This is a genomic window from Providencia sp. PROV076 (assembly GCF_028483405.1).
GTDB classification, from domain to species: Bacteria; Pseudomonadota; Gammaproteobacteria; order Enterobacterales; family Enterobacteriaceae; genus Providencia; species Providencia huaxiensis.
The window spans coordinates 270,727-292,056 of the sequence record NZ_JAMPRR010000001.1; the positions used below are offsets into that span (position 1 = coordinate 270,727).

Annotated in this window: 18 protein-coding genes; 4 read left to right on the plus strand and 14 right to left on the minus strand. The window is 39.2% G+C overall.

Annotation, left to right across the window (positions count from 1 at the left end; genetic code table 11):
* Positions 1-54 precede the first annotated feature (54 nt).
* From PSF67_RS01280 to PSF67_RS01300, 5 genes are all read right to left on the minus strand, one after another.
* On the minus strand, positions 55-1,302 hold the full coding sequence (locus tag PSF67_RS01280) for an aromatic amino acid transporter (RefSeq protein WP_102137960.1): 1,248 nt from the start codon (positions 1,300-1,302) through the stop codon (positions 55-57).
* A 63-nt stretch (positions 1,303-1,365) separates the two neighbouring features.
* A complete protein-coding gene (locus PSF67_RS01285) occupies positions 1,366-2,769 on the minus strand; it encodes a tryptophanase (protein WP_102137961.1) in 1,404 nt (467 codons plus the stop codon).
* A gap of 531 nt (positions 2,770-3,300) precedes the next feature.
* The gene (locus tag PSF67_RS01290) at positions 3,301-3,957 is read right to left on the minus strand and encodes a DUF799 domain-containing protein (protein WP_102137962.1); all 657 of its coding nucleotides are present in this window, start codon (positions 3,955-3,957) and stop codon (positions 3,301-3,303) included.
* Complete coding sequence (locus PSF67_RS01295; RefSeq protein ID WP_272676413.1) at positions 3,954-4,307, minus strand: DUF4810 domain-containing protein; 354 nt, start codon at positions 4,305-4,307, stop codon at positions 3,954-3,956. Before PSF67_RS01295 ends, PSF67_RS01290 begins: the two co-directional genes overlap by 4 nt.
* A 9-nt stretch (positions 4,308-4,316) precedes the next feature.
* Entirely contained in the window at positions 4,317-4,991 is a 675-nt protein-coding gene (locus PSF67_RS01300) for a CsgG/HfaB family protein (RefSeq protein ID WP_102137964.1), read from the minus strand.
* A gap of 578 nt (positions 4,992-5,569) precedes the next feature.
* Here PSF67_RS01300 and PSF67_RS01305 point away from each other — a divergent pair.
* Complete coding sequence (locus PSF67_RS01305; protein ID WP_166264292.1) at positions 5,570-6,865, plus strand: MFS transporter; 1,296 nt, start codon at positions 5,570-5,572, stop codon at positions 6,863-6,865.
* Between the two features lie 67 nt (positions 6,866-6,932).
* Here the strand turns inward: PSF67_RS01305 and PSF67_RS01310 are convergent, their stop codons facing one another.
* Both PSF67_RS01310 and PSF67_RS01315 read right to left on the minus strand, forming a co-directional pair.
* Positions 6,933-8,063, minus strand: coding sequence for a hypothetical protein (locus tag PSF67_RS01310; protein ID WP_206276874.1), 1,131 nt, complete (start codon positions 8,061-8,063; stop codon positions 6,933-6,935).
* Positions 8,060-9,313, minus strand: a complete 1,254-nt coding sequence (locus tag PSF67_RS01315; RefSeq protein WP_241098781.1) for a hypothetical protein — start codon at positions 9,311-9,313, stop codon at positions 8,060-8,062. The genes PSF67_RS01310 and PSF67_RS01315 overlap by 4 nt, the downstream gene beginning before the upstream one ends.
* A 378-nt stretch (positions 9,314-9,691) precedes the next feature.
* Between PSF67_RS01315 and PSF67_RS01320 the strand changes: the two genes are divergently transcribed.
* Positions 9,692-10,405, plus strand: a complete 714-nt coding sequence (locus PSF67_RS01320; RefSeq protein WP_102137967.1) for a UTRA domain-containing protein — start codon at positions 9,692-9,694, stop codon at positions 10,403-10,405.
* Between the two features lie 88 nt (positions 10,406-10,493).
* On the opposite strand, the gene PSF67_RS01325 is transcribed toward PSF67_RS01320, so the two are convergent.
* From PSF67_RS01325 to hutU, 7 genes are all read right to left on the minus strand, one after another.
* Positions 10,494-12,176, minus strand: a complete 1,683-nt coding sequence (locus tag PSF67_RS01325) for an electron transfer flavoprotein-ubiquinone oxidoreductase (protein ID WP_210843489.1) — start codon at positions 12,174-12,176, stop codon at positions 10,494-10,496.
* 11 nt (positions 12,177-12,187) lie between these two features.
* Positions 12,188-13,138: an electron transfer flavoprotein subunit alpha/FixB family protein gene (locus PSF67_RS01330; RefSeq protein WP_166264288.1), complete on the minus strand. Its 951-nt coding sequence runs from the start codon at positions 13,136-13,138 to the stop codon at positions 12,188-12,190.
* 15 nt (positions 13,139-13,153) lie between these two features.
* Positions 13,154-13,909 (minus strand): electron transfer flavoprotein subunit beta/FixA family protein, encoded by a 756-nt coding sequence (locus tag PSF67_RS01335; protein ID WP_166264286.1) that lies wholly within the window; start codon positions 13,907-13,909, stop codon positions 13,154-13,156.
* Positions 13,910-14,061: 152 nt separating this feature from the next.
* Positions 14,062-15,501, minus strand: coding sequence for a purine-cytosine permease family protein (locus tag PSF67_RS01340; RefSeq protein WP_102137971.1), 1,440 nt, complete (start codon positions 15,499-15,501; stop codon positions 14,062-14,064).
* A 275-nt stretch (positions 15,502-15,776) separates the two neighbouring features.
* Positions 15,777-16,916, minus strand: a complete 1,140-nt coding sequence (locus tag PSF67_RS01345) for an acyl-CoA dehydrogenase family protein (protein WP_102137972.1) — start codon at positions 16,914-16,916, stop codon at positions 15,777-15,779.
* Complete coding sequence (locus PSF67_RS01350) at positions 16,913-18,097, minus strand: CaiB/BaiF CoA transferase family protein (RefSeq protein ID WP_231067976.1); 1,185 nt, start codon at positions 18,095-18,097, stop codon at positions 16,913-16,915. Before PSF67_RS01350 ends, PSF67_RS01345 begins: the two co-directional genes overlap by 4 nt.
* Positions 18,098-18,153: 56 nt before the next feature.
* The gene (gene hutU / locus PSF67_RS01355) at positions 18,154-19,821 is read right to left on the minus strand and encodes a urocanate hydratase (protein WP_166264280.1); all 1,668 of its coding nucleotides are present in this window, start codon (positions 19,819-19,821) and stop codon (positions 18,154-18,156) included.
* Positions 19,822-20,377: 556 nt separating this feature from the next.
* Between hutU and PSF67_RS01360 the strand changes: the two genes are divergently transcribed.
* Both PSF67_RS01360 and PSF67_RS01365 read left to right on the plus strand, forming a co-directional pair.
* A complete protein-coding gene (locus PSF67_RS01360) occupies positions 20,378-20,725 on the plus strand; it encodes a hypothetical protein (protein WP_272676414.1) in 348 nt (115 codons plus the stop codon).
* 61 nt (positions 20,726-20,786) lie between these two features.
* Positions 20,787-21,293 carry a hypothetical protein gene (locus PSF67_RS01365; RefSeq protein WP_272676415.1) on the plus strand — a complete coding sequence of 169 codons (507 nt, stop codon included), beginning with the start codon at positions 20,787-20,789 and terminating at the stop codon, positions 21,291-21,293.
* Positions 21,294-21,330: the final 37 nt, after the last annotated feature.

A 21,330-nucleotide genomic window follows, 5' to 3' on the forward strand; every position in this document is an offset into this window, starting at 1 on the left:
CAGCGAACCCTCACTGTACCTTTACAGTTATTTTACAGCCTGTGTTTTGAAAAATTAACGGTATATCGGTAACAAATTAAACTGCGCTAACAATTGGCAAATAATGCCGACGACTCCAAAGGCGATAACGGCATAAATTAACCCTTTTCCGCCCCACACTTTGAATCTAGAATCAGGAAAACGTTCTCTTACTTTTAATGCCATAACAGCAGGGCAAATAATTGCCCAGATACATGCAGCCATACCTGCATAAGCTATAGCGATTAAAAAACCATTTGGGAATAACATGCAAAGAATAAGTGGTGGCAAGAAGCATAATAATGCAGATTTCATTCTACCCGATGGGTTGTCCTTAAAATTCAACGAAGCAAGAATGTAATCAAATAACCCAATTGCGACGCCTAAGAATGAACAAAATACAGCACTAATAGAGAACCACAGTAAGAATGTTGCGATATTTTTGCTATTGAGTACTGCATATAGTGATTCAATAAATGCATCTAAATTACCACCTTTATTGATAATAGTTAAAAACTCAGGTCTAGGTAGGTTTCCCATCGTTCCTAATATCCATAGAAAATAGAGAACCAATGCCAAAACACAACCAATAATACAGCTCTTAACAACCTTTCTTTCATTCTCATGGTATAACTTATATAAGCTACAAACGTTACCATGATAACCAAAAGATGTGATTGCATAGGGAATAATAATAAAAACAAATGGTAGTAATGATGCTTGCCCACCTTCTACTGGTGAGGTTAACAGTAAGTCTGTTTTAACAATAAGAAATAGTCCAGAGAAAGCCAGTACAAACAAAATTATTTTGATAAATAAAAATAGTGATGTTAAACGACTTGCCCCGATACCACTCCACCAAATACTCGCGCCTAAGATTAAGGTGAATAAAATAAATATCAATCTTAGATTTATGCTGTATCCGTAAATGGCAGCGGCTTCTTTAATAACTGAACCTGCTGCAGATATATAGGCATATATTAATATATAAAGTACAAATATTAATGCTATATTGGCAATGTAACATGCCCATTTTGGTAATAGTTCTTTAGATATAAAAAAGTAATTCGTTCCTGAACCATATTTTGATATACATTCTAGAATATATATTCCAGAGTGAAACATAAAAAAGCAAACAATTAATAAAATAACTACAGAGTTAATAAACCAAGCTCCTGCCATAATAGTAGGCAAACTAAACATTCCTGCCCCTATCATGGCACCGCCTAGCACAAAACCCCCTACCATTATGGAGGGTTCTTTCTTGGCTGCCGAATTATTCATGGTGTTTACCTTAAGAATAAGGATGAGGTTCCCGCATTGCACGGGAACCATAAGAACAACCTATTATTTAATTGGTTTTAATCTCGCAGTAAAGTGTCTTAATACTGGCGGTTCATATTCGAAATCTAGCCCTTTTAGGGTTGCAAATTTATCTTTTAAGCCAATCAGAGCATCTGCAATGTAATCCATGTGGTCATTGGTATAAACCCGTCTAGCAATCGTTAATCGCATAAACTCCATATCAGCATGTTTTTGTTTACCCGTTTCAGGATCACGGCCTAATAAGAATGAACCAATTTCAACCGCACGAACACCTGATTCTAAATAAAGTGCGTTAATTACCGCTTGAGCTGGGAACTGATCACCTGGAATATGTGGAACAAGTTTCTTACAGTCAACAAATACCGCATGGCCGCCTGTAGGATACTGAATTGAAATACCACCTTCACGTAAACGGTCACCTAAATATTTAACTTGGCCAATACGATAATGCAGATATTCTTCTCCAGCCCCTTCTTCAAGCCCCTGTACCATTGCTGCCATATCACGCCCTGCAAGACCACCATAAGTCACGAAACCTTCCATTGGTACGCAACGCTGTCTTGCTAAGGTAAAGATTTTTTCATCATTTTTAATACTGACTAACCCACCAATATTTAATAATGGGTCTTTTTTCGCTGACATTGTTAATGCATCAGCATATTTATACATATCGAGAATGATTTCTTTGATAGTAGAATTTTTATATTTAGGATCACGTTCTTTAATAAAATACGCATTTTCACAGAAGCGCGCAGAGTCCATAACAACAAAAATATTATGTTGTTTTGCAATTTCATAAACTTCTTTTAGGTTAGCCATAGATACTGGCTGACCGCCCGCACTATTACAAGTTACTGTAGAAACGATAGCCACAACGTTTTCTGCACCATGCTTTGCAATATTATCTTTTAATTTTTGAATATCAAAGTTACCTTTCCAGTCATCATAAGTATCCGAGTCATAGGCTTTTTCGGTAACAATATTAATTGCTTTACAACCGTTTAATTCAACGTGCGCTGCGGTTGTATCAAAGTGGAAGTTAGAAATAAATACAGGTTTTTTTGCGCCGCCTTGTTCCTGTTTAACTTTCAATAATACAGGGAACAACATATTTTCAGCACCGCGACCTTGGTGAGCAGGAATGATATAATCATAGTCAAACATCTCTTTCACTTTATCTTTTAAATCATAATAGTTACGAGATCCTGCATATGCTTCATCACCGGTGATCATTGCTGCCCACTGGTGGTCACTCATCGCATTGGTGCCTGAGTCAGTTAATAAATCAATATAAACCGCACTACTTGGCAGTAAAAATGGGTTATATCCAGCTTCTTTTAGCGCTGCTTCGCGTTCTTCTCTTGATGGAATACGGATATTTTCTACCATTTTAATACGGAATGGTTCTACAATTCTTTTAGCCATGATAATACCTTTAATTTTTCATTAAATAATAAATATTAGAGATTTAACCTATAATGAAATAAGTTAAAAAAACTTTAAGGAAAGAAAAAAGAAAGGTTATTTATTTGGAAAGAAGAAGGCTAAGGAAATATCAATATTGAACCATTTCTTCATATAGAAGAAATACCTTGATATAAGTGATTCGTTTAACAAGAACATACTATGACTCCTATCAACGAGGAATTAGTACAACCGACTGCTATTATATATATAACAGTTGTATTACCAAAGTAATCGCCATTGTCATAATATTGTACCTATATCACACTATTCTTGATATAGGCCAGAACAACTTGACTCAAATCACAGTATTAATCTCTATATCAAATTAAGAATTTAATATGATGATTTTTCGCTTAATCACACCAATTAAGATAGGCATAAATAATGTAATTAGATAATTAGACAGGTTAATTTAACTTAAATTTATTTCAACTTAAGTTAAATGGGTAAAATATTTTTTATTTTACCCATTATTCAATCAATTAATAATTACTGAGCATCTTTGCCATATTTAGGTGATCTAGGCCCATATAAGATACCATTAGGCTTACCTGCAGATAATAACCTGACACTTGTTATACCCGCAATTGCATAGCTTTTGTCCGTCATTGTATCTACGATTTGGTTAACAACCGCTGAAACTAATGCTCCAATAATACCATTTGAGGAAGAATTATTTTCAGCACTCGATGCCGTCGCGGAGCCACTCCATAATAATGTCCCTGTTCTGGCATCAACCAATTTCGCATCCGCGGTGACACGAGTGTCACTAGAAATGACCTGATAACTTGTACCATACTCAGTAATATTCAAATAAAGTACTGCATCAGTACCAAAAATTTCGCGCAATTTTGCAGGTGGAACAGCCTGAATATCGCCCGCATTTGTTATCCCATTTTGCTTAAATGTTTCTTCAACAACAGCAACAGGGAAAACATAATAACCCGCTTCAGCTAAAGGAAGCGTCGTTTGTGATAATAATCCATGACTGGCTTGTACTTCTGGTGAGCTATTTTGTGGTAACAGTACCAGAATACTTTTGGGCTTACTTTGATTAAATGCCGTGTAATCAACTTTCGTTGGCTGAGCACACCCCGTTAATAACCATGTCATTATCAATCCACAGACTATAAGTAAATGTTTCATTTTACTTTTCCTTTATTCTTCATGAGAAAATCCATGTAAGCCGCAGATTCTGGATACAATGCTTTTTCTGCAGTAAATTCTTGCATTGCAAGATCAATCGCTCCGGTTGTTGAATACAATAACCCTAAATGCGCATGCAGCCCCGGTGGAGTTGCCAAACCATTTGCTTTACTCATTTCCAAATTCTTTTTCAAAGCTTGAATTTGTTCTTGAGAGCCAGTTTCTGTTTGTTGGTAATATTGGTAAACCGTTGTTTGATAACCGTCCCAGTGATATAGCGGTTTTGGTTCATTAGCACAGCCATTTAATAAAATAGTACCGGCTAAAACAGCCAATAATTTAATTTTCATGTTATTCCCTTATTTAGCTGGCTGCCATGCACCACTTTCAATACCAGAAACTAAGTTATTTACAGCTTCCCTAATTGCTAAATCTAATACTTTGCCATTTAAAGTTGAGTCATAACTGGCTGTGCCACCAAAACCAATCACTTCCCTATTTGATAATTCATATTCACCAGCACCTTGTGAAGAAAATACCACTTCAGATGTTTGAACATTAACAACGTTTAAATTAACTTTGGCATAAGCGACTTGTGATTTTCCACGCCCTAAAATACCGAATAATTGGCGATCTCCTACTTCTTTTCGCCCAAATTCAGTCACATCACCAGTAATCACGTAAGTTGCACCTTTTAACTGTTGCGATTGGCCTTTAATTCCAGCTTCTTCTTTAAGTTCTTGCATATTTGCACGGTCTAATACATTAAAACGCCCCGTTTGCTGCAAATGTGTCATCAAAATAGTTTTAGATTGATTACCTAAGCGATCAACGCCATCAGAGAAAATGCCATTCATATAACTAGAACGATTATCAAATTTCCCTATTGATATTGGGCTTTTAGGACCTGAATATTGCGTGTTATATGTTGCAACTTTTTCTACGGCTAAGGAACGAGAAGATTCTTTAGCACAACCGGTTAATAATGCACTTGCAATAAAAATTGATGCAATGCTGATTTTGGATATATTCATTTAGCTATCTCAATTAAAAGAAAATTAGAATTAGAATTAATTTTTGCATTGTTATTTTGCATTAAATGAAAAACCGAATCTAGTCAAGATTACTTATTTTTTATCTTATATTTAGTTTTACTTTCAATTACTATAGTATTCATAAAGTAACTAGGGTTTACTAAAATGGTTTTCCAAAATAAAATCAACCGTTTGATTATGTATTGATAGATTTAGAGGAAATGATTTAATTAGTAATCTTTAGTGATGATATCTAATATGGCCACGTATAATTAGTAATGTATAGTATTAACTGTATTTATTGGATTCTAATTATAATTTCCTAATTAGCGGTTATATTTCCATATAATAAGTTAAAGTTGTCTATTTTTTCAATGTGTCATTGGAAAGAGACCTTTCTCATCTTGCATGTGCAGATTTACTGCAAACTATATCCATTTCCTGCATTAATTTAACCTTTAATTAACATTAAGCATTGTACTTTACCTTAGAAACGTTGAGTGTAACTAAGTCACCTTGGACTCAAGAAATAGGCTTGTAATTAAAAAAATCAAACCCTCACCATAAGAGAGTTAGCCATGACAATGCAAACAATCGCAGTGAAATCATTTGGTTCTACAAAAACAACATCTAAAGTTTTACTCATTTGTTGGATGAGTATTTTATTTGAAGGTTATGATGTCGGTGTTATGGGGGCAGTTTTACCTACACTTGCTGAATATAAACAGTGGAATTTATCTCCTCTAGAACTAGGTGCTTTGAGTAGCTATGCGCTTGTTGGGATGTTTTTCGGCGCGTTTATCATCGGTACTTTGAGTGAATTGTATGGTCGGCGCCGCATGTTACTCGCTTGTGTTACCTTATTTTCATTGACCATGTTAGGCGCAGCATTCGCACCAACGCCTTGGCTTTTTGGTTTAATGCGTTTTATTGGTGGCATTGGTTTAGGAGGAGTTATTCCTGTTGCAGCGGCACTCACGATTGAATATTCCCCAACAGAAAAACGCTCTTTTAACTATGGAATTATGTATTCAGGATATTCATTAGGTATATTAAGTGCCGCGCTCGTCGCAATGTGGTTATTAGAACACTTTGGTTGGCGTAGCGTGATTGCATTTGGTGCATTACCTCTATTACTTATTTGGCCAATGGCGCGTATTCTGCCTGAGTCATTAGAATATTTGACACACAAGGGCTTACATTCTGAAGCTCAAGCTCTCGCTAAAAAACTCGACATTGATTACCAATCATCTTCAGAATATGTGCAACATAAATCACAAAGTATTAAAGAGATTGTAGCAGTTGTATTTGCTTGGCGTCATTTGCGTGCCACAGCTTGCTTCTGGGTTGCATTATTCTGTGGGATGCTATTAGTTTACGGGTTAAATACTTGGCTGCCATCTATTATGCGAAAAGAAGGTTATAACCTTGGCTCTAGTTTAACATTTTTAATTGTGTTCAGTTTAGCCTCCGCATTAGGTGGATTATTTCTCGGAAAAATTGCAGATAAATATGGCGTACGTAATTCTGTCGCATTTTTCTTTTTACTGGGTGCAATCGGTGTGGGTTGCTTGATATTCAAGCAAAATATCTATATGAATTACGTTCTCGTGGCTTTTGCAGGTGTTGGAAGTATTTCTGCCGCACTCATATTAACGGGTTATATTGCCAATTATTATCCATCCAATGCACGAGCTTCCGCAACAGGTTGGGCCCTCAGTTTTTCTCGAATTGGCGCAATGACAGGCCCTATGTTTGGTGCTTATATAGCTAGCCTGGGGATTGCCACTAGCTGGAATTTTATTGCTTTTGCTATCGTTGCCGTCATCGCAGCTACCGCGGTTATTTTGTTACCTAAACAACGCGCACTATAATGACCAAAAAGGATAGGGTTTTCCCCTATCCTTCTTGAATGAGAACGCATTAAACCATCACTAGGTATCAATGCAAAGATTGATAAGAAACTTGAGCTCCCTTAGTTAATTTATCTTCATTCGAATAAGTACTTTCTATTTCAATTAAGGATTGGTCCGCCATATTGTATATTTTGTTATACAAAGGAAACTGAGGACGATAACGGATCTCTTTCGTGGCAAAATCCATCATTAAATATTGTTGCGAACCTCTAACTATATTCGAAACAATTAAACCTTGATTGCCGACTTCTAAGCTGTTCATGTGGTTATAACCGCTTTCTGCCATCACCTCAAAATTACCATTAGTATGAAATTGCATCAAAGAAAATAAGCGACGTGAGGGCTCTTGAGCAACTACAAAAATATCACCATTACGATTTTGTGCTGATTCATTGATCCTGACAGGCAGCCATTTACTGCTAATAACCTGTTTTGTTGAGATATCCATAATAACTTCTAATGATCCCATTTGGTTGCCATAGCTATACCACATCACTATTTTATCTCGATATGTTGCATAAGAAAAATTTGAATTTCCTTCAATTTCTTCAGGATATAATGACTTGGCTAAATCTCGAACATTCATAAAATGTTCCCATGTCATTCCTTTATCAGCACTGATAAAAATATTTTCATTATCCGCAACAACATAGAAAGGAGAGCTTTTAGATAAGTAGATTTTTCCCATAATCAACGTTGAAAATAGCTTGCCAGTTTTTTTACTCCAAGGTGTAAATTCACTCACTGAAAAATCAGTTAAGTTAATTTTTTGATAGCCATCACTGAACATCATTAAACATTGTTTTCTTTCACAAACCGCATTATAGAAACTTTGATCGCTATGAGTAATAAAATGCACGCCATTATTATCTGCAAATAAAATCTGGTTATCATATTCGCTTGAAGGCATATAAGTATTATAAGAAGAGTAATAATAATTAGAACGGCCACTTTTTTTAGCTACAATTAGCATCCCATTTTCTGCTGGAAATGTTGTTGCAAAATCATAACTACCAATCGGGAAGCTATTTTCATTGTGGTTTTTCCACTGCCAATCAACCGTACCAGCACGAATAAAAATAATAAAAGTGAAAGCGAGACTTAGTGCAAACACCAAAGCCAAAAAGAGAAAACGTTTACTCAGAAATGGGTTCATGAGCGCACCTCCGTCACATAATCCGTTTGGCCATTATTACGACGTAAATGCTTCAAAATATATTGCGCTTGATAATACCCACTTCCACGCTGAGATAATTTAAAATATATCGCCACGCACAAAGCAATAAGAAAACTGATACCGAATAAAATCGTTACTGCGAAACTGATAAATAGCACACCTGTATCCACAATATTAACCCAGTCCCAATAATCCCAATATCCGCCTTTCTCTAGGGTTTCGGAAATTGATAACCCTCCGGCCATAAAGACAAAGAACATTAAAAGTAAGCAAACGAACCCCCACAGCCCGAAATAAAAACCTCGTTCTTGAGGAGCCCCCTTACCAATCAAGCTATAGGCAAGTCCGTCTTGGTGATTGTAAATACCAAAAATTACCTGATCTTTTGAATGCGCTTGGATATTTTTATGAAAAACCTCAAGTTCGTCACCTTGGGCAATAAAGAGATTATGGTTGTTAAATAATGGCTCATTAGCTGAAACCAAAACATCCATATGGCTTTTATTAATCTGCAAGCCGACATGATTAAGCTTTTGTTCTGTATCCCCTCTTGCAACGGTTAAGCTAAGGGTTGAGGTAATATTAACCTTCCCACGAGTGGTGAGTAGTGACGCTTTATCACGATAATTATCGACTGATTGACGCAATTTACGGGCTTTGGCTTTCGAGGTTTTAATCCCTGGAATGTTAATTTCCTGCTCTTGCTCGCTTTTTTGGTATTGCCCATCAATAACCAAATCCAACGCCTTTAAAATTCGCTTTCGTTTTGGACTTAAAATATATTTGGTTTCGGCCAATGCAAGGCCAAACAGAACGATCCCGCCGAAAGCTGCTAAACCTAGAATTGCCACTAGGATGATCATTAAGAAACTATCATCTGCATTAATAAAACAGTAATACACTGCAGGAATTAGCATCATTAACAACAATGAAACTAAATATTGTATTCCTAACTTTCGAGTAAAACCGACTGTTCTGTCAGGCTCTAAACGACCATGCTTTTCATGGTAAACCCATTTAACCCAATAGCTTCCATCGTTCATCTCTTCTGCGCAAATTATCAAAGCGTCACCTTGCTGTATGCGCTCTAAAAAAATTTCGCTATTTGAAAAATCATCCTGATTAAAGAAAAATACTTTTTCACAAGCAATCAGTCTTACCATCCCCATTGGGCTGACATTTCGATAATCACACTGAGTAAGATTGACATGGAAATATTGAGCTCGCATGAATAGTGCCTAATTTGCTAAGTAAATTTAACATTATGATAATAAATAAAGGTATATAGCCCTAGCAAAACTTACCTTATAATAAAATAATTCAGACAATGATTAACGCCTTTAACCGCCAATTATCTTAGGCGTTATACTCTAAATAATTCATGGTGCAGTTAGGCGACAAATGAATGAGACGCTAGGAGCCTACACCAGTAGGTGACTAGTGCGAATGAGTGCAGTCAACAACACGGCAACGTGAAGTATGACGAGTATAACTAGCAAAGCCCATAATTACTGATAAACTGCATTACATACAAAGTTTGTGAGTGAAATGTGGCAATAAAACAATTTTACCACTCCTTCCTTTAACAATAATTTTGAATGACAGCGATGACATCACAACCTGCATATAAGCAAATTCAGTCTTACATTTTACGCAGTATTGATTTAGGAATTTTTAAGCCTGAAACTCAAATTCCCACAGAACTTGAGCTGTGCGCTCAATTTAATGTGAGCCGTATGACGGTGAATAAGGCCATTTCCGAGTTAAGCCAAAAAGGGATCTTGAATCGTATTGCAGGAAAAGGCACATTTGTTGCCACTCAAAAACATGAACTCCCCGTTACAAAAGCATTTGATATTTTTGATGAAATTTCAACAAGCGGTAATAAATATAGCGGTCACCAATTACAGCTTAAAATTATTTCGGCATCAGCAGAAATCGCACTACAGCTAGGAATTAGTGAAGGAAGTGATGTGGGTTACTGTAAAGTTCTACATTTTGAAAATGATATTCCTTTAATGTTAGAAGAACGCTATGTTAATCATGCCATTGTGCCTGATTTTGTTAAGCAAAAATATGGTGACACTGAAACGCCGAGCGGTTATTTACAACGCCATTTTCCTGTTAGTGAAATGGAACATACCATTGAAGCCGCATTAGCCACAAAATCCATTGCTCAATCATTATCAATTAAAGAAAACTCACCTTGCTTACAACTTAGCCGTCGCACTTGGACAGGTAGCACTCTAATTAGCTACGTTAATATGATCACAGCTGGCTCGCGTTACAAATTAAAATTACATTCGCGAATTGAGAATTAATGCAAAATAAAAAAATGGGGCAAAATTGCCCCAAAGCGACTGATAAAACAAAAAATATCAAGCACAACTACATCACAACAAATTCGTTTTACATTCCCTGATAAATAGGGCCTTCGCCTCCTTGAGGGGCTGTCCAAGTGATATTCTGTAACGGGTCTTTAATATCACAAGCCTTACAATGTAGGCAGTTTTGCGCATTAATTTGCAGTTTTTCTTCGCTCTTACCCCCTACAATTTCATAGACTCCCGCGGGGCAATAACGCGTCTCGGGCGCAGCATATTTCATTAAATTAACTTGGATAGGGACATTAATATCCGCCAGTTTTAAATGGCAGGGTTGTTCCTCTTCATGATTCGTATTCGATAAAAACACGGAAGAAGGCTTATCAAAAATTAATTTTCCATCAGGTTTTGGGTAATTTATTGGCGAAAAATTTCGTGCTTCTTTTATTCCTTCATGGTCTGCGTGTTTTAACTTTAAAGTCCACGGACTACGGCCTTTTAATAACAGTTGTTCTGCACCAAATAGCATTGAACCAATCACTAACCCTTTTTTCATATAGGGTTTAAAATTCCGTGTTTGATAAAGTTCTTGATATAGCCAGCTCTCTTCAAATAGCTGCCGAAATTGTTTTTTAAACTGTGAATAGTTAACCATTCCATTCTGGTTAGCACTGAACCAGGCTTCTGCTGCTAATAACCCACTTTTCACTGCACAGTGTGTACCTTTAATTCGAGCTGCATTAAGAAAACCTGCATCATCACCGATTAGTACGCCACCGGGAAAGCTCAGTTCAGGTAACGCGGCCAACCCACCGGCCACCATCGTTCTAGCGCCATAGCTAATACGCTCTCCCCCTGATAAAAAAGCACTAAACTCAGGGTGGGTCTTTAAACGCTGAAACTCATCAAACGGTGATAAATAAGGATTTTCATAATTTAACCCGACCACCAAACCCACTGCGACTAAGTTATCTCCATAGTGATAAGCAAAGCCGCCACCATAGGTGTGGTTATCTAGGGGCCAACCAACAGAATGCACAACCAGCCCTGCTTGATGTTGCTCTTTGGGAATTTGCCAAATCTCTTTGATGCCCAAACCATAGGTTTGTTTACCGCTCTCTGCGGCTAAATTAAAATGATTTATCAATCTCTTACCTAGCTGGCCACGGCACCCTTCCGCAAAAAAGGTCATTTTTGCCAGTAAATTCATACCTGGTTGGTACATCGCTGTTGGGTTGCCTGATTTATCCAGCCCCATGTCTCCGGTGGTGACACCTATTACTTGGTTTTTATCATCAAACAGCACGTCAGTGGCAGCAAATCCGGCAAAAACATCAACACCTAATCTTTCAGCCTCAACGGCAAGTGCAGCACTTATCTGCCCTAAGCTACCAATGAGGTTGCCATTATTTTTCAAACAGCTTGGCAATAAAGATAGGGGTAAATGGCTCGCTTTATTTTCTTTCAACCATAAAAAACGGTCATGGTTTACAGGAGTTAAAGAAGCTGACACCTTTTGCTGCCAATCTGGCAGCAATTCATCGAGAGCCCGAGGGTCTATCACCGCGCCAGATAAAATATGAGCACCTATCTGCGCACCTTTATCAATTAAACAAACTGATATCTCTGTGCCTTTCTCTGCTGCTAGCTGCTTTAATCGTATTGCTGCAGATAACCCTGCGGGTCCACCACCGACAATCAGGACATCGAACTCCATCGATTCCCGCTCGGGAGCCTCGTTTATCTTATCAATATTGTCGATAGCCATTTGTCCACCTCTTACGCTAATGCTTTGTCAAATTCCGGTAAGATCTCAAATAGATCGCCAACAATGCCATAATCCGCGACTTGGAAAATCGGTGCCTCAGGATCACTATTAATAGCAACGATCACTTTACTTTCCTTCATACCAGCAACATGTTGAATTGCCCCGGAAATCCCTACTGCGATATATAAATCGGGTGCAACAATTTTCCCTGTTTGTCCTACTTGGTAGTCATTTGGAACAAAACCAGCATCTACCGCAGCACGTGAAGCACCCACCGCAGCGCCAAGTTTGTCAGCTATCGTTTCCAATAACGCAAAGTTGTCACCTGAACTCAAACCTCTCCCCCCTGAAATAACCACTTTTGCAGAACTCAATTCCGCACGGCTTACTTGGGTTAGAGATTGACTTTTTAACTGACTACGCAAGGGAATATCAGCAAAGGAGACTTTTTCAATTTCAGCATGATTTTGCGCTTCATATCCCCCAGAAAATGCCGAACTACGCACTGTAATGACCACCTGCTGGCCATTATTTTGTACTGTTGCTAACGCATTTCCTGCATAAATAGGCCTAATAAAAGTTTGAGGATCAATAACTTGGGTAATGTCTGAAATTTGTGCGATCCCTAACGTTGCCGCAACCCGTGGAGCAATGTTTTTACCAAATGTCGTCGCTGGAAACAGTAAATGGGTATATTCTTTTGCGATACTTGCCACTGCATGGCCCATCGGCTCTGCAAGTTGGTTTTTAAGGTTATCTGATTGTATTTCTAGGACTTTACTCACGCCCTGTATACTTGCAGCTGACTGAGCGACCTGTTCCGTCTCACTTCCTGCAACTAATAAGTGCAAATGACCACCAGCTGTGAGAAGTTGCTTTGCAGCGTTAATACTATGATAAGTAGATGTTTTTATTGTTTGATTATCATGTTCGACAACCACTAATACCGATATTTGGCTCATAGATATTTTCCTCGATTAAATCACTTCTTTCGCTTGTAATGCACTAACTAGCTCTGTCGCGCTGCTTAACAATGTGCATTGCCCCGCTCGTTTTTTAGGTTCTGAGACACTCAGCGTCTTAATTTGCCCTAATGGCGTAAAATCCATCTCAGCAATATCGATAATATCTAACGTTTTTTTCTTAGCTTTCATGATATTAGGCAAAGTAGCATAACGAGGTTCATTGAGCCGTAAGTCCGTTGTGATAACCGCTGGTAATGGCATCTCTAACGTTTCTAAGCCACCATCAATTTCCCTTGTCACTTGCAATAATTGGCCTTCAAGCTTCACTTGTGAGGCAAATGTTGCCTGCGGGTAGTCCAATAATGCACTAAGCATTTGGCCGATTTGATTACAGTCATCATCAATCGCTTGTTTACCTAATAAAATAAGATCTGGCTGTTCCTTTTGCACAATTTGTTGAAGTAAACGTGCAATATCCAGTGGTTCTAAGGTTAACTCTTCAGGCTTTTGGACTAAAACCCCGCGATCTGCCCCAATCGCCATCGCACTGCGTAATGTATCTTGATAACTAATATCACCAACGGAAACAGCAATAACTTCTGCCGCTTTTCCCGCCTCTTTTAAACGTACAGCTTCTTCGACAGCAATTTCATCGAAGGGGTTGATGGCCATTTTGACATTTGCCAGCTCAACTCCTGAACCATCGGCTTTCACTCTTATTTTGACGTTATGGTCTATCACTCGCTTCACTGCGACTAAAATTTTCATAGCAACTCCTATCCCAATTCTTCAGCGATTGGTGGGTATGGTAATGTTCTAAAATCGTTTTTTAGGTTGAGAGAAACCGTAACAGTGATATTCACACTGCTACTGGCTATCTCAATTTTTACTATTTTGAATGCTAATTTTTTATGAAATGGTTATTTACTCGTAGGTAATATCAATCTGTCTGCCACTGACATAGGCCATTTTTTAATCGCCACATAGTAAATAACGCTGGTTGCGACTAAACCCACAATCCATGAGATATCAACCCCGCCCAGTTTTTCGACTAAAGGCCCGGTATAGAAGCCCGTGGAAATAAATGGCAATTGAATCAATACCCCAACGATGTAAGTGATAATCCCAACTTTATTCCAACGTCCATAACGGCCATTTGGATTAGCTAGCTCAGGTACATCGTAGCGGCCTTTAGTGACCCAATAGTAGTCAACGAGATTAATTGCACTCCAAGGGGTAAAAAATGCGAGTAAAAACAGTAAGAAGGCAGAGAATAACTTTAAGAATGAGTGCTGGCCTGCTAACCCTAAAGCGGTCGAGAAACTCACCATCAGAATAATGAAAAATAACCTTTGTCCGCGAGAAATTTGGCTTTTCCCTCGGAAACCACACCAGATCGCTGCCATAGACATAAAGCTACCATAAGCATTCAGTGCAGTTATGGTCACTTTCCCATAAAAAATACTGATGTACAGCAACGCCGCGATTAAACCTGTGCTACCTAACCCTACGATATAAGAGACTTCGTTACCTGCAAATTGATTGCCGGCAAGTGCTGCGGCAAAAACCCCTAAAATCATCGATGCTTGCGTACCAATCACTGTACCTGAACCGACGGCCAAAAAGGCTTTTATTGTCGGAGTTTTAGTCGGTAAATAGCGAGAATAGTCAGCAACATAAGGCCCAAATGCAATTTGCCAAGAAGCGGACAATGACATCGCTAATAGAAAGTTCGTCCAGCTAAAATGGCGGTTTTCGAGTAGTATTGAGACATCATTCATATAAAACAGACGGAAAAATAGATAGAAGAACGTAATTACGCCTATAACGCTCGCCACTTTCCCTAAAATATGGATGATGCGATAACCACAAATTGTGATGCCGATTATCACCACACCAAAAATGATAATTCCAACCCAATCCGTCACATGTAATAACTGACCAACCGCTTGCCCTGCCAGCACAGTACCACTAGCAGAGAACCCGACATACATCATACAAACCAGTAAGATAGGGATAACTGCACCGTATACGCCAAACTGTACACGGCTCGAAATCATTTGTGGTAGCCCCAATTTCGGCCCTTGCACCGCATGCAAGGCCATCACCGCACCACCTAATAATTGGCCAATAAATAAGCCTATTAATGACCAGAATACATCGCCACCCAGTACCACAGCCAAGGCCCCAGTGACAATTGCGGTTATTTGCAAATTAGAACCAAACCAAAGTGTGAATTGGCTTGATAAGGTGCCGTGGCGCTCGGACTCTGGAATGTAGTCGATGGAACGCGCTTCGATTAAAGGTACATTCTCCTGCCGGGCTTTTTGCCCTGTTGCGATGTCGTTTGAAACTGTCATGGTAACTCCTCTTTAAGCAAGGCTGGCTTAAAGAATGAACCAATTAATCGTAATGGAACCGCAATAACTACAGTTGTAAGGTACAGTTATTAAGCATTACGCTGGGTGATGTTTTATCTGTTATTCACCCTAAATAACTAATTGAAATACATTCTTAAACCTGATTGTTGTTGTGTTTTTAATTCCATGATCCTGTTGTCAGGTAGTGCTTCCTATGGTGCTCCATAAACCAGTAAACGCCTGTCCCGCTTACTGGCTCAATACTGATAAATAACTTAATGGGCGTCTAAAACGGCACGTGAAATAATAATTTTTTGTATTTCTGACGTCCCTTCAAAAATTCGTAAAATCCGTGCATCCCGCACATAACGCTCGAGAGGCAGGTCACGAATATAACCGTAGCCTCCGTGAAGCTGTAATGCTGCATCCGTAACAAAACCTGCGCATTCAGCTGCAAACAATTTTGCCGTAGCAGATTGCAAACTAAAACGTTCCCCTGAATCACGTAATTCCGCAGCTTGCCAAGTCAACATACGAGCAGCTTCCAATTGCGTGTGCATATCCGCAATACGCCATTGGGTTCCTTGGTAAGCCGCTAATGGCTTTTTACCAATTTGGCGTTCTTTTACCCAGCCTAAAGCACTTTCCATCGCGGCTCGAGCAATACCTAGTGAGGTTGCGGCCACTTCGACGCGCCCTTTATCTAAAACTTCCATGGCGGTATGAAACCCTTTGTTTTCCTCTCCCAGTAATGCAGATTCAGGTAGCCAACAATTCAGTGCTAATTCATAAATAGTGCTACCCCGTAACCCCATGGTTTTTTCAGGTTGAGAAAATGCCACACCTTCCGTGCCTTTAGGGATCATAAATGCGCTGATCCCGCGAGCCCCTGCTTCTATATCCGTTTTCGCATATAACACGATGAAATCAGCTTCTTTGGCGTTAGTAATATAGTGTTTATTACCCCGAATGCGCCAGCCACCATTTTCACGAGTTGCCACGGTTCGCATATCTGCAGGGTTAGAGCCAGCAGCTGGCTCAGTTAAGCCAAATGCACCTAATAATTCCCCAGCTGCGGCTTTTGGTAACCAATGCTGTTTTTGCTCTTCTGTACCGCCAATCAGAATTGAATCTGTCGCTAAAAAATGCGCTGTTAGAGCCGATGAAGTCGAAGCACAAGCCGCTGCAACCGCTTCTACCACCTTACTCATCGCTACACTACCAATACCAAAACCGCCATACTGTTCAGGTAAATTAATTCCCCAACAGCCCATTTCCCCCAACGCTTGTAAACTTTCAGCGCAAAAGGTTTCGGTTTCATCGTATCTTTGTGCATTCGGCTGTAAAATGTCGTGACAAACTTTTTCTATCGCATCCACAACGGCTTGTTCTGTTTCATTAATATCAAAACTCATTGCATCGTCTCCGCATTTTTAATTGTTGTTTTCGCTGGCTTATAAACTGCGTTTGCCTCACCTAATTTCGGAGCCCGGTGGGTCGAATGAGGTTTCTTTCCATTAAAAAAAACCGGTTGAGAAACCAATGGCGTTCCTCCGTCATTCAGGTGTGTTAGCACTTGCCTCACTTGGGCATGCTCACTTTGTGTGGCTTGGTATAAATTATGGATCGGTGAGGCAGGCACACCCGCGTTTAATAATATGTCGCATACCTCTTCAACGGTTTTTTGGCATGTCCAACTTTCGATTTCTTCTCGAAGCTCAGCTTGGTGCTGTGTTCGACTCGGGTCATTAAGGTAACGTGGGTCGTGGCATAACTGCGGTTTTTCCATACACTCGCAAAAGCGTTGAAATAACTTTTCACTGGCAATCGCGATAACCACTAAACCGTCTTTTGCTTGATAAGTATCGAATGGCGTGGATACTGGATGGCGGTTCCCCACTAAGCTCGGGGCCTTATCATTCGCAAATAGGTTTGAAAGCCCAGTTAACTGCATGCTTAATAAGACATCCACCATCGCCACATCAATATACTGTGCCGCTTCGCCATGACGCTCTCGCGCAAATAACGCACTGCTTATCGCCCATGATGCAAACATCCCTGCACATACATCGCCAATTGACTCACCGCTACGTGTTGGCCCCGTTTCTGGGAAACCCGTGACACTCATAAGGCCCGACATCGCTTGTGCCACGATGTCATAAGCGGGATAACTGGCTAATGGGCTATTTTGTCCAAAACCAGAAATACTGGCGTAGATTAATTGGGGGTTGTGCTGCTTCAAGCTATCGAAATCGATACCAAGTCGTTGAGTCACACCAGGGCGAAAGTTTTCAACTACCACATCACTTTCTTGGATTAATTGGAATAGAATAGCTCGGTCTTCATCCGCTTTAAGATCCAATTCAATACTGCGTTTACCTCGGTTAATCAAACCGTAATAAACACTTTCACCATCAATGAATGGCCCTAAATGGCGGCTATCATCACCGTGGTTGGGAACTTCGATTTTGATCACTTCAGCACCGAGATCGGCCATCATACCCGTGCAATAAGGGCCGGCTAACACACGGCTTAAATCGATCACTTTGATCCCCGCCAGTGGCCCTTGTCTTTTCTGAGTTAACGCAGCATTCATACTGAATTCCTTCTATTTCAGAAAGATGCCAGCTCAATTTCAGCTGGCACACGACATTACTTCACCATAGGCAAATTAAGCCCTTGCTCTTTCGCACAGTTAATGGCGATGTCATAACCTGCATCTGCATGGCGCATAACACCTGTTGCAGGGTCATTATGTAAAACACGTGCTAAACGTTTATCTGCAGCATCGGTTCCATCACACACAATGACAACCCCCGAGTGCTGTGAGAAGCCCATTCCAACACCACCACCATGATGTAAACTGACCCATGTTGCACCACCAGCGGTATTTAACAGTGCATTCAATAAAGGCCAGTCTGATACGGCATCAGAGCCATCTTTCATGGATTCAGTTTCACGGTGTGGGCTTGCAACAGAGCCTGAATCTAAGTGATCACGACCAATGACAATCGGGCCCTTTAACTCGCCACTTTTCACCATTTCGTTGAAAGCACGCCCCAATCTTTCTCTGTCTTTTAAGCCTACCCAACAAATACGAGCAGGAAGCCCTTGGAATGCAATACGTTCACGTGCCATATCGAGCCAATTATGTAAGTGTTTGTCATCGGGTAATAATTCTTTTACTTTTTGGTCTGTTTTATAGATATCTTCTGGGTCACCTGATAACGCAACCCAACGGAATGGACCAACACCTTCACAAAATAGTGGGCGGATATAAGCAGGAACAAAACCAGGGAAATCAAAGGCATTGCTAATCCCTTCATCTTTTGCCATTTGGCGAATATTGTTGCCATAGTCAAAAGCCGCTGAGCCTCGTTTTTGCATCGTTAGCATCGCATCCACTTGTACGGCCATACTTTTTTTCGCCGCTGTGGTTACCTCGGCAGGTGCAGTTTGCTGTTTTTCACGCCATTGGGCGAGTGTCCAGCCCTGTGGTAAGTAACCGTGTACTGGGTCATGGGCACTTGTTTGGTCGGTGACTGAATCCGGGGTGATGTTGCGTTTCACCAGTTCACTGTAAACATCAGCCGCATTACCTAATAGCCCAACAGAAACGGGTTGGCCATTGGCTTTGGCTTCTTCGATATATTGCAGAGCTTCATCAAGGGAAGTCGCTTTTTTGTCTACATAACGGGTTCTTAGGCGAAAATCGATACGGCTTTCATCACATTCGACCGCTATCATGCTAAAACCCGCCATGGTTGCTGCTAACGGCTGCGCCCCGCCCATCCCACCAAGGCCACCAGTTAAGATCCAGCGCCCTGCAGCGTTACCATTAAAGTGCTGTTTAGCAAGCGAAACAAAGGTTTCATAGGTGCCTTGAACGATCCCTTGAGAGCCAATATAGATCCAAGAACCAGCCGTCATTTGGCCGTACATCATTAAGCCTTTGCGGTCTAACTCATTAAAGTGATCCCAATTCGCCCAGTGAGGAACAATATTTGAATTTGCAATCAATACACGCGGCGCATCTGGATGGGTAGGGAACACACCGACGGGCTTACCTGACTGCACTAGCAAAGTTTGGTCATCTTCCAACGTTGTTAGCACATCTAAAATTTTGTCATAGCATTCCCAATCACGTGCCGCACGGCCGATGCCGCCATAGACCACTAAGCTTTGAGGGTGCTCAGCAACATCCGGGTCTAAATTATTTTGGATCATGCGGTATACCGCTTCTGTCAGCCAGCTTTTACAGGTTTTCTCACTGCCACGTGGTGCGCGGATCACTCGAGTTGAGTCAGTACGATTTAACATGGTTGTATCCCCTATCATCCATTTTTAATTAACTTTAAATTAACAATTTTATTTATAATAATCTGCGAGATACCTAGTTAGTGGCGATGCACCTGCGTCTTCAAACCAATTAATTGATTATAAATCAACAAATTAATTTTCTATCAACTTGCTCGAGACTATCTATTCATTGAGAGTGTTTATCGATGATTTAAATATATATACATTTACTTCACAAAGTATATACATTTAAATTTGAAATTTTGTAGGAAGTGTGAAGGTTGGAATACCAAGGGAGTTATACAACAACAAGTAGATCCCTGTTTCTAGAGAAAAAGTTGTATATACATTTAATTTTTCACATAGAAACAAGCAAATAGCTGAAATGGGAGATACCTCACATTCTAGAAAAGTAGAAAAGTTAACAGTTAAAATGACTAAAATTCGTCTTCATAAGATTATCACCTGCCATACCATCGTATCATCCCCTGATTAGGTACTATCTATTTATGCAATAATTTATTATCCCAGTGAGATACCCTAACCTGAACTTAAATATACCTCTAAGTGAGCTTTCATGACTAAAATTAATAACAATATTCTTTACTCTACGAAAAACCCTCAAACAATAAATAGTAAAACACCGAATAAAAATCGATTCGCCCGTTTTATCTGCCGAATTAATACAGCATTAGAACCATTTTGGAAATTATTCAAATCGCCAATAAAAAATAGAAAACGCGAATTAAATTTAGAAAATAATATTGTTTTTATTAAAGAATATTTCAGCATTAATAATAAATATAAAAAAGAAATCATTCATGATGAAAAATCAACTTCTATTATATTGAGAACAAAAATAGCAGGATTCAAACCGAACAAGGACGATAGTTATACATCTACTCATCTTGAGTCACATTTATGAATCTAATGAATTTACTTTTGATAAAGAACTATCTGATAAATTCAACAAAGATTTCAATAGAATGAATATTTATTTACACACACCATACCTCCAAGAAAACTCAGTAGAAATAAAAGATGCAAAGTTTCTCAGTGCAAAATTCGGGTTGAAGAATACCCAGCTGATATCGCAAATTGCTCATCAAGGCTTTCTTGCAGAACCAACAATTCTTTTACATCAAATAAATAAAAATGAGCATTACAATATAGGTGTAAGGGCGACTCAAGAGTCTAAAAATAACAGTTCAATTGAGAGTATGAGAACCAATTTTACTATTAAAGAAACAGAGAATGGAAGTTGTATTATTACAGCAAATAAAAACTTTGAATATATAAACACAGGTGATGAATTTGGTAGTCCATTACCAGATCTTTCAATTTCAGTAGAACGAAAAACACATTTAAATAAAGAAAATAAAAACGAAACCAAATCAAATAATTATAAAAATATTTTTAAGCTTACAAATAATAAGAAAGATGAGCTTAAAATCAAAATCACAAAAAATAATATAGAAAATATTGAGCAATGAATACTGCGAGCTATAGTTATCTATAGTTCGCAGTATA

Excerpts from the sequence above, each read along its gene's own strand:
- PSF67_RS01280 (WP_102137960.1), bottom strand. The coding sequence starts at position 1,302 with ATGAATAATTCGGCAGCCAAGAAAGAACCCTCCATAATGGTAGGGGGT.
- PSF67_RS01285 (WP_102137961.1), bottom strand. The coding sequence starts at position 2,769 with ATGGCTAAAAGAATTGTAGAACCATTCCGTATTAAAATGGTAGAAAAT.
- PSF67_RS01290 (WP_102137962.1), bottom strand. The coding sequence starts at position 3,957 with ATGAAACATTTACTTATAGTCTGTGGATTGATAATGACATGGTTATTA.
- PSF67_RS01295 (WP_272676413.1), bottom strand. The coding sequence starts at position 4,307 with ATGAAAATTAAATTATTGGCTGTTTTAGCCGGTACTATTTTATTAAAT.
- PSF67_RS01300 (WP_102137964.1), bottom strand. The coding sequence starts at position 4,991 with ATGAATATATCCAAAATCAGCATTGCATCAATTTTTATTGCAAGTGCA.
- PSF67_RS01305 (WP_166264292.1), top strand. The coding sequence starts at position 5,570 with ATGACAATGCAAACAATCGCAGTGAAATCATTTGGTTCTACAAAAACA.
- PSF67_RS01310 (WP_206276874.1), bottom strand. The coding sequence starts at position 8,063 with ATGAACCCATTTCTGAGTAAACGTTTTCTCTTTTTGGCTTTGGTGTTT.
- PSF67_RS01315 (WP_241098781.1), bottom strand. The coding sequence starts at position 9,313 with ATGCGAGCTCAATATTTCCATGTCAATCTTACTCAGTGTGATTATCGA.
- PSF67_RS01320 (WP_102137967.1), top strand. The coding sequence starts at position 9,692 with ATGACATCACAACCTGCATATAAGCAAATTCAGTCTTACATTTTACGC.
- PSF67_RS01325 (WP_210843489.1), bottom strand. The coding sequence starts at position 12,176 with ATGGCTATCGACAATATTGATAAGATAAACGAGGCTCCCGAGCGGGAA.
- PSF67_RS01330 (WP_166264288.1), bottom strand. The coding sequence starts at position 13,138 with ATGAGCCAAATATCGGTATTAGTGGTTGTCGAACATGATAATCAAACA.
- PSF67_RS01335 (WP_166264286.1), bottom strand. The coding sequence starts at position 13,909 with ATGAAAATTTTAGTCGCAGTGAAGCGAGTGATAGACCATAACGTCAAA.
- PSF67_RS01340 (WP_102137971.1), bottom strand. The coding sequence starts at position 15,501 with ATGACAGTTTCAAACGACATCGCAACAGGGCAAAAAGCCCGGCAGGAG.
- PSF67_RS01345 (WP_102137972.1), bottom strand. The coding sequence starts at position 16,916 with ATGAGTTTTGATATTAATGAAACAGAACAAGCCGTTGTGGATGCGATA.
- PSF67_RS01350 (WP_231067976.1), bottom strand. The coding sequence starts at position 18,097 with ATGAATGCTGCGTTAACTCAGAAAAGACAAGGGCCACTGGCGGGGATC.
- hutU (WP_166264280.1), bottom strand. The coding sequence starts at position 19,821 with ATGTTAAATCGTACTGACTCAACTCGAGTGATCCGCGCACCACGTGGC.
- PSF67_RS01360 (WP_272676414.1), top strand. The coding sequence starts at position 20,378 with ATGACTAAAATTAATAACAATATTCTTTACTCTACGAAAAACCCTCAA.
- PSF67_RS01365 (WP_272676415.1), top strand. The coding sequence starts at position 20,787 with ATGAATATTTATTTACACACACCATACCTCCAAGAAAACTCAGTAGAA.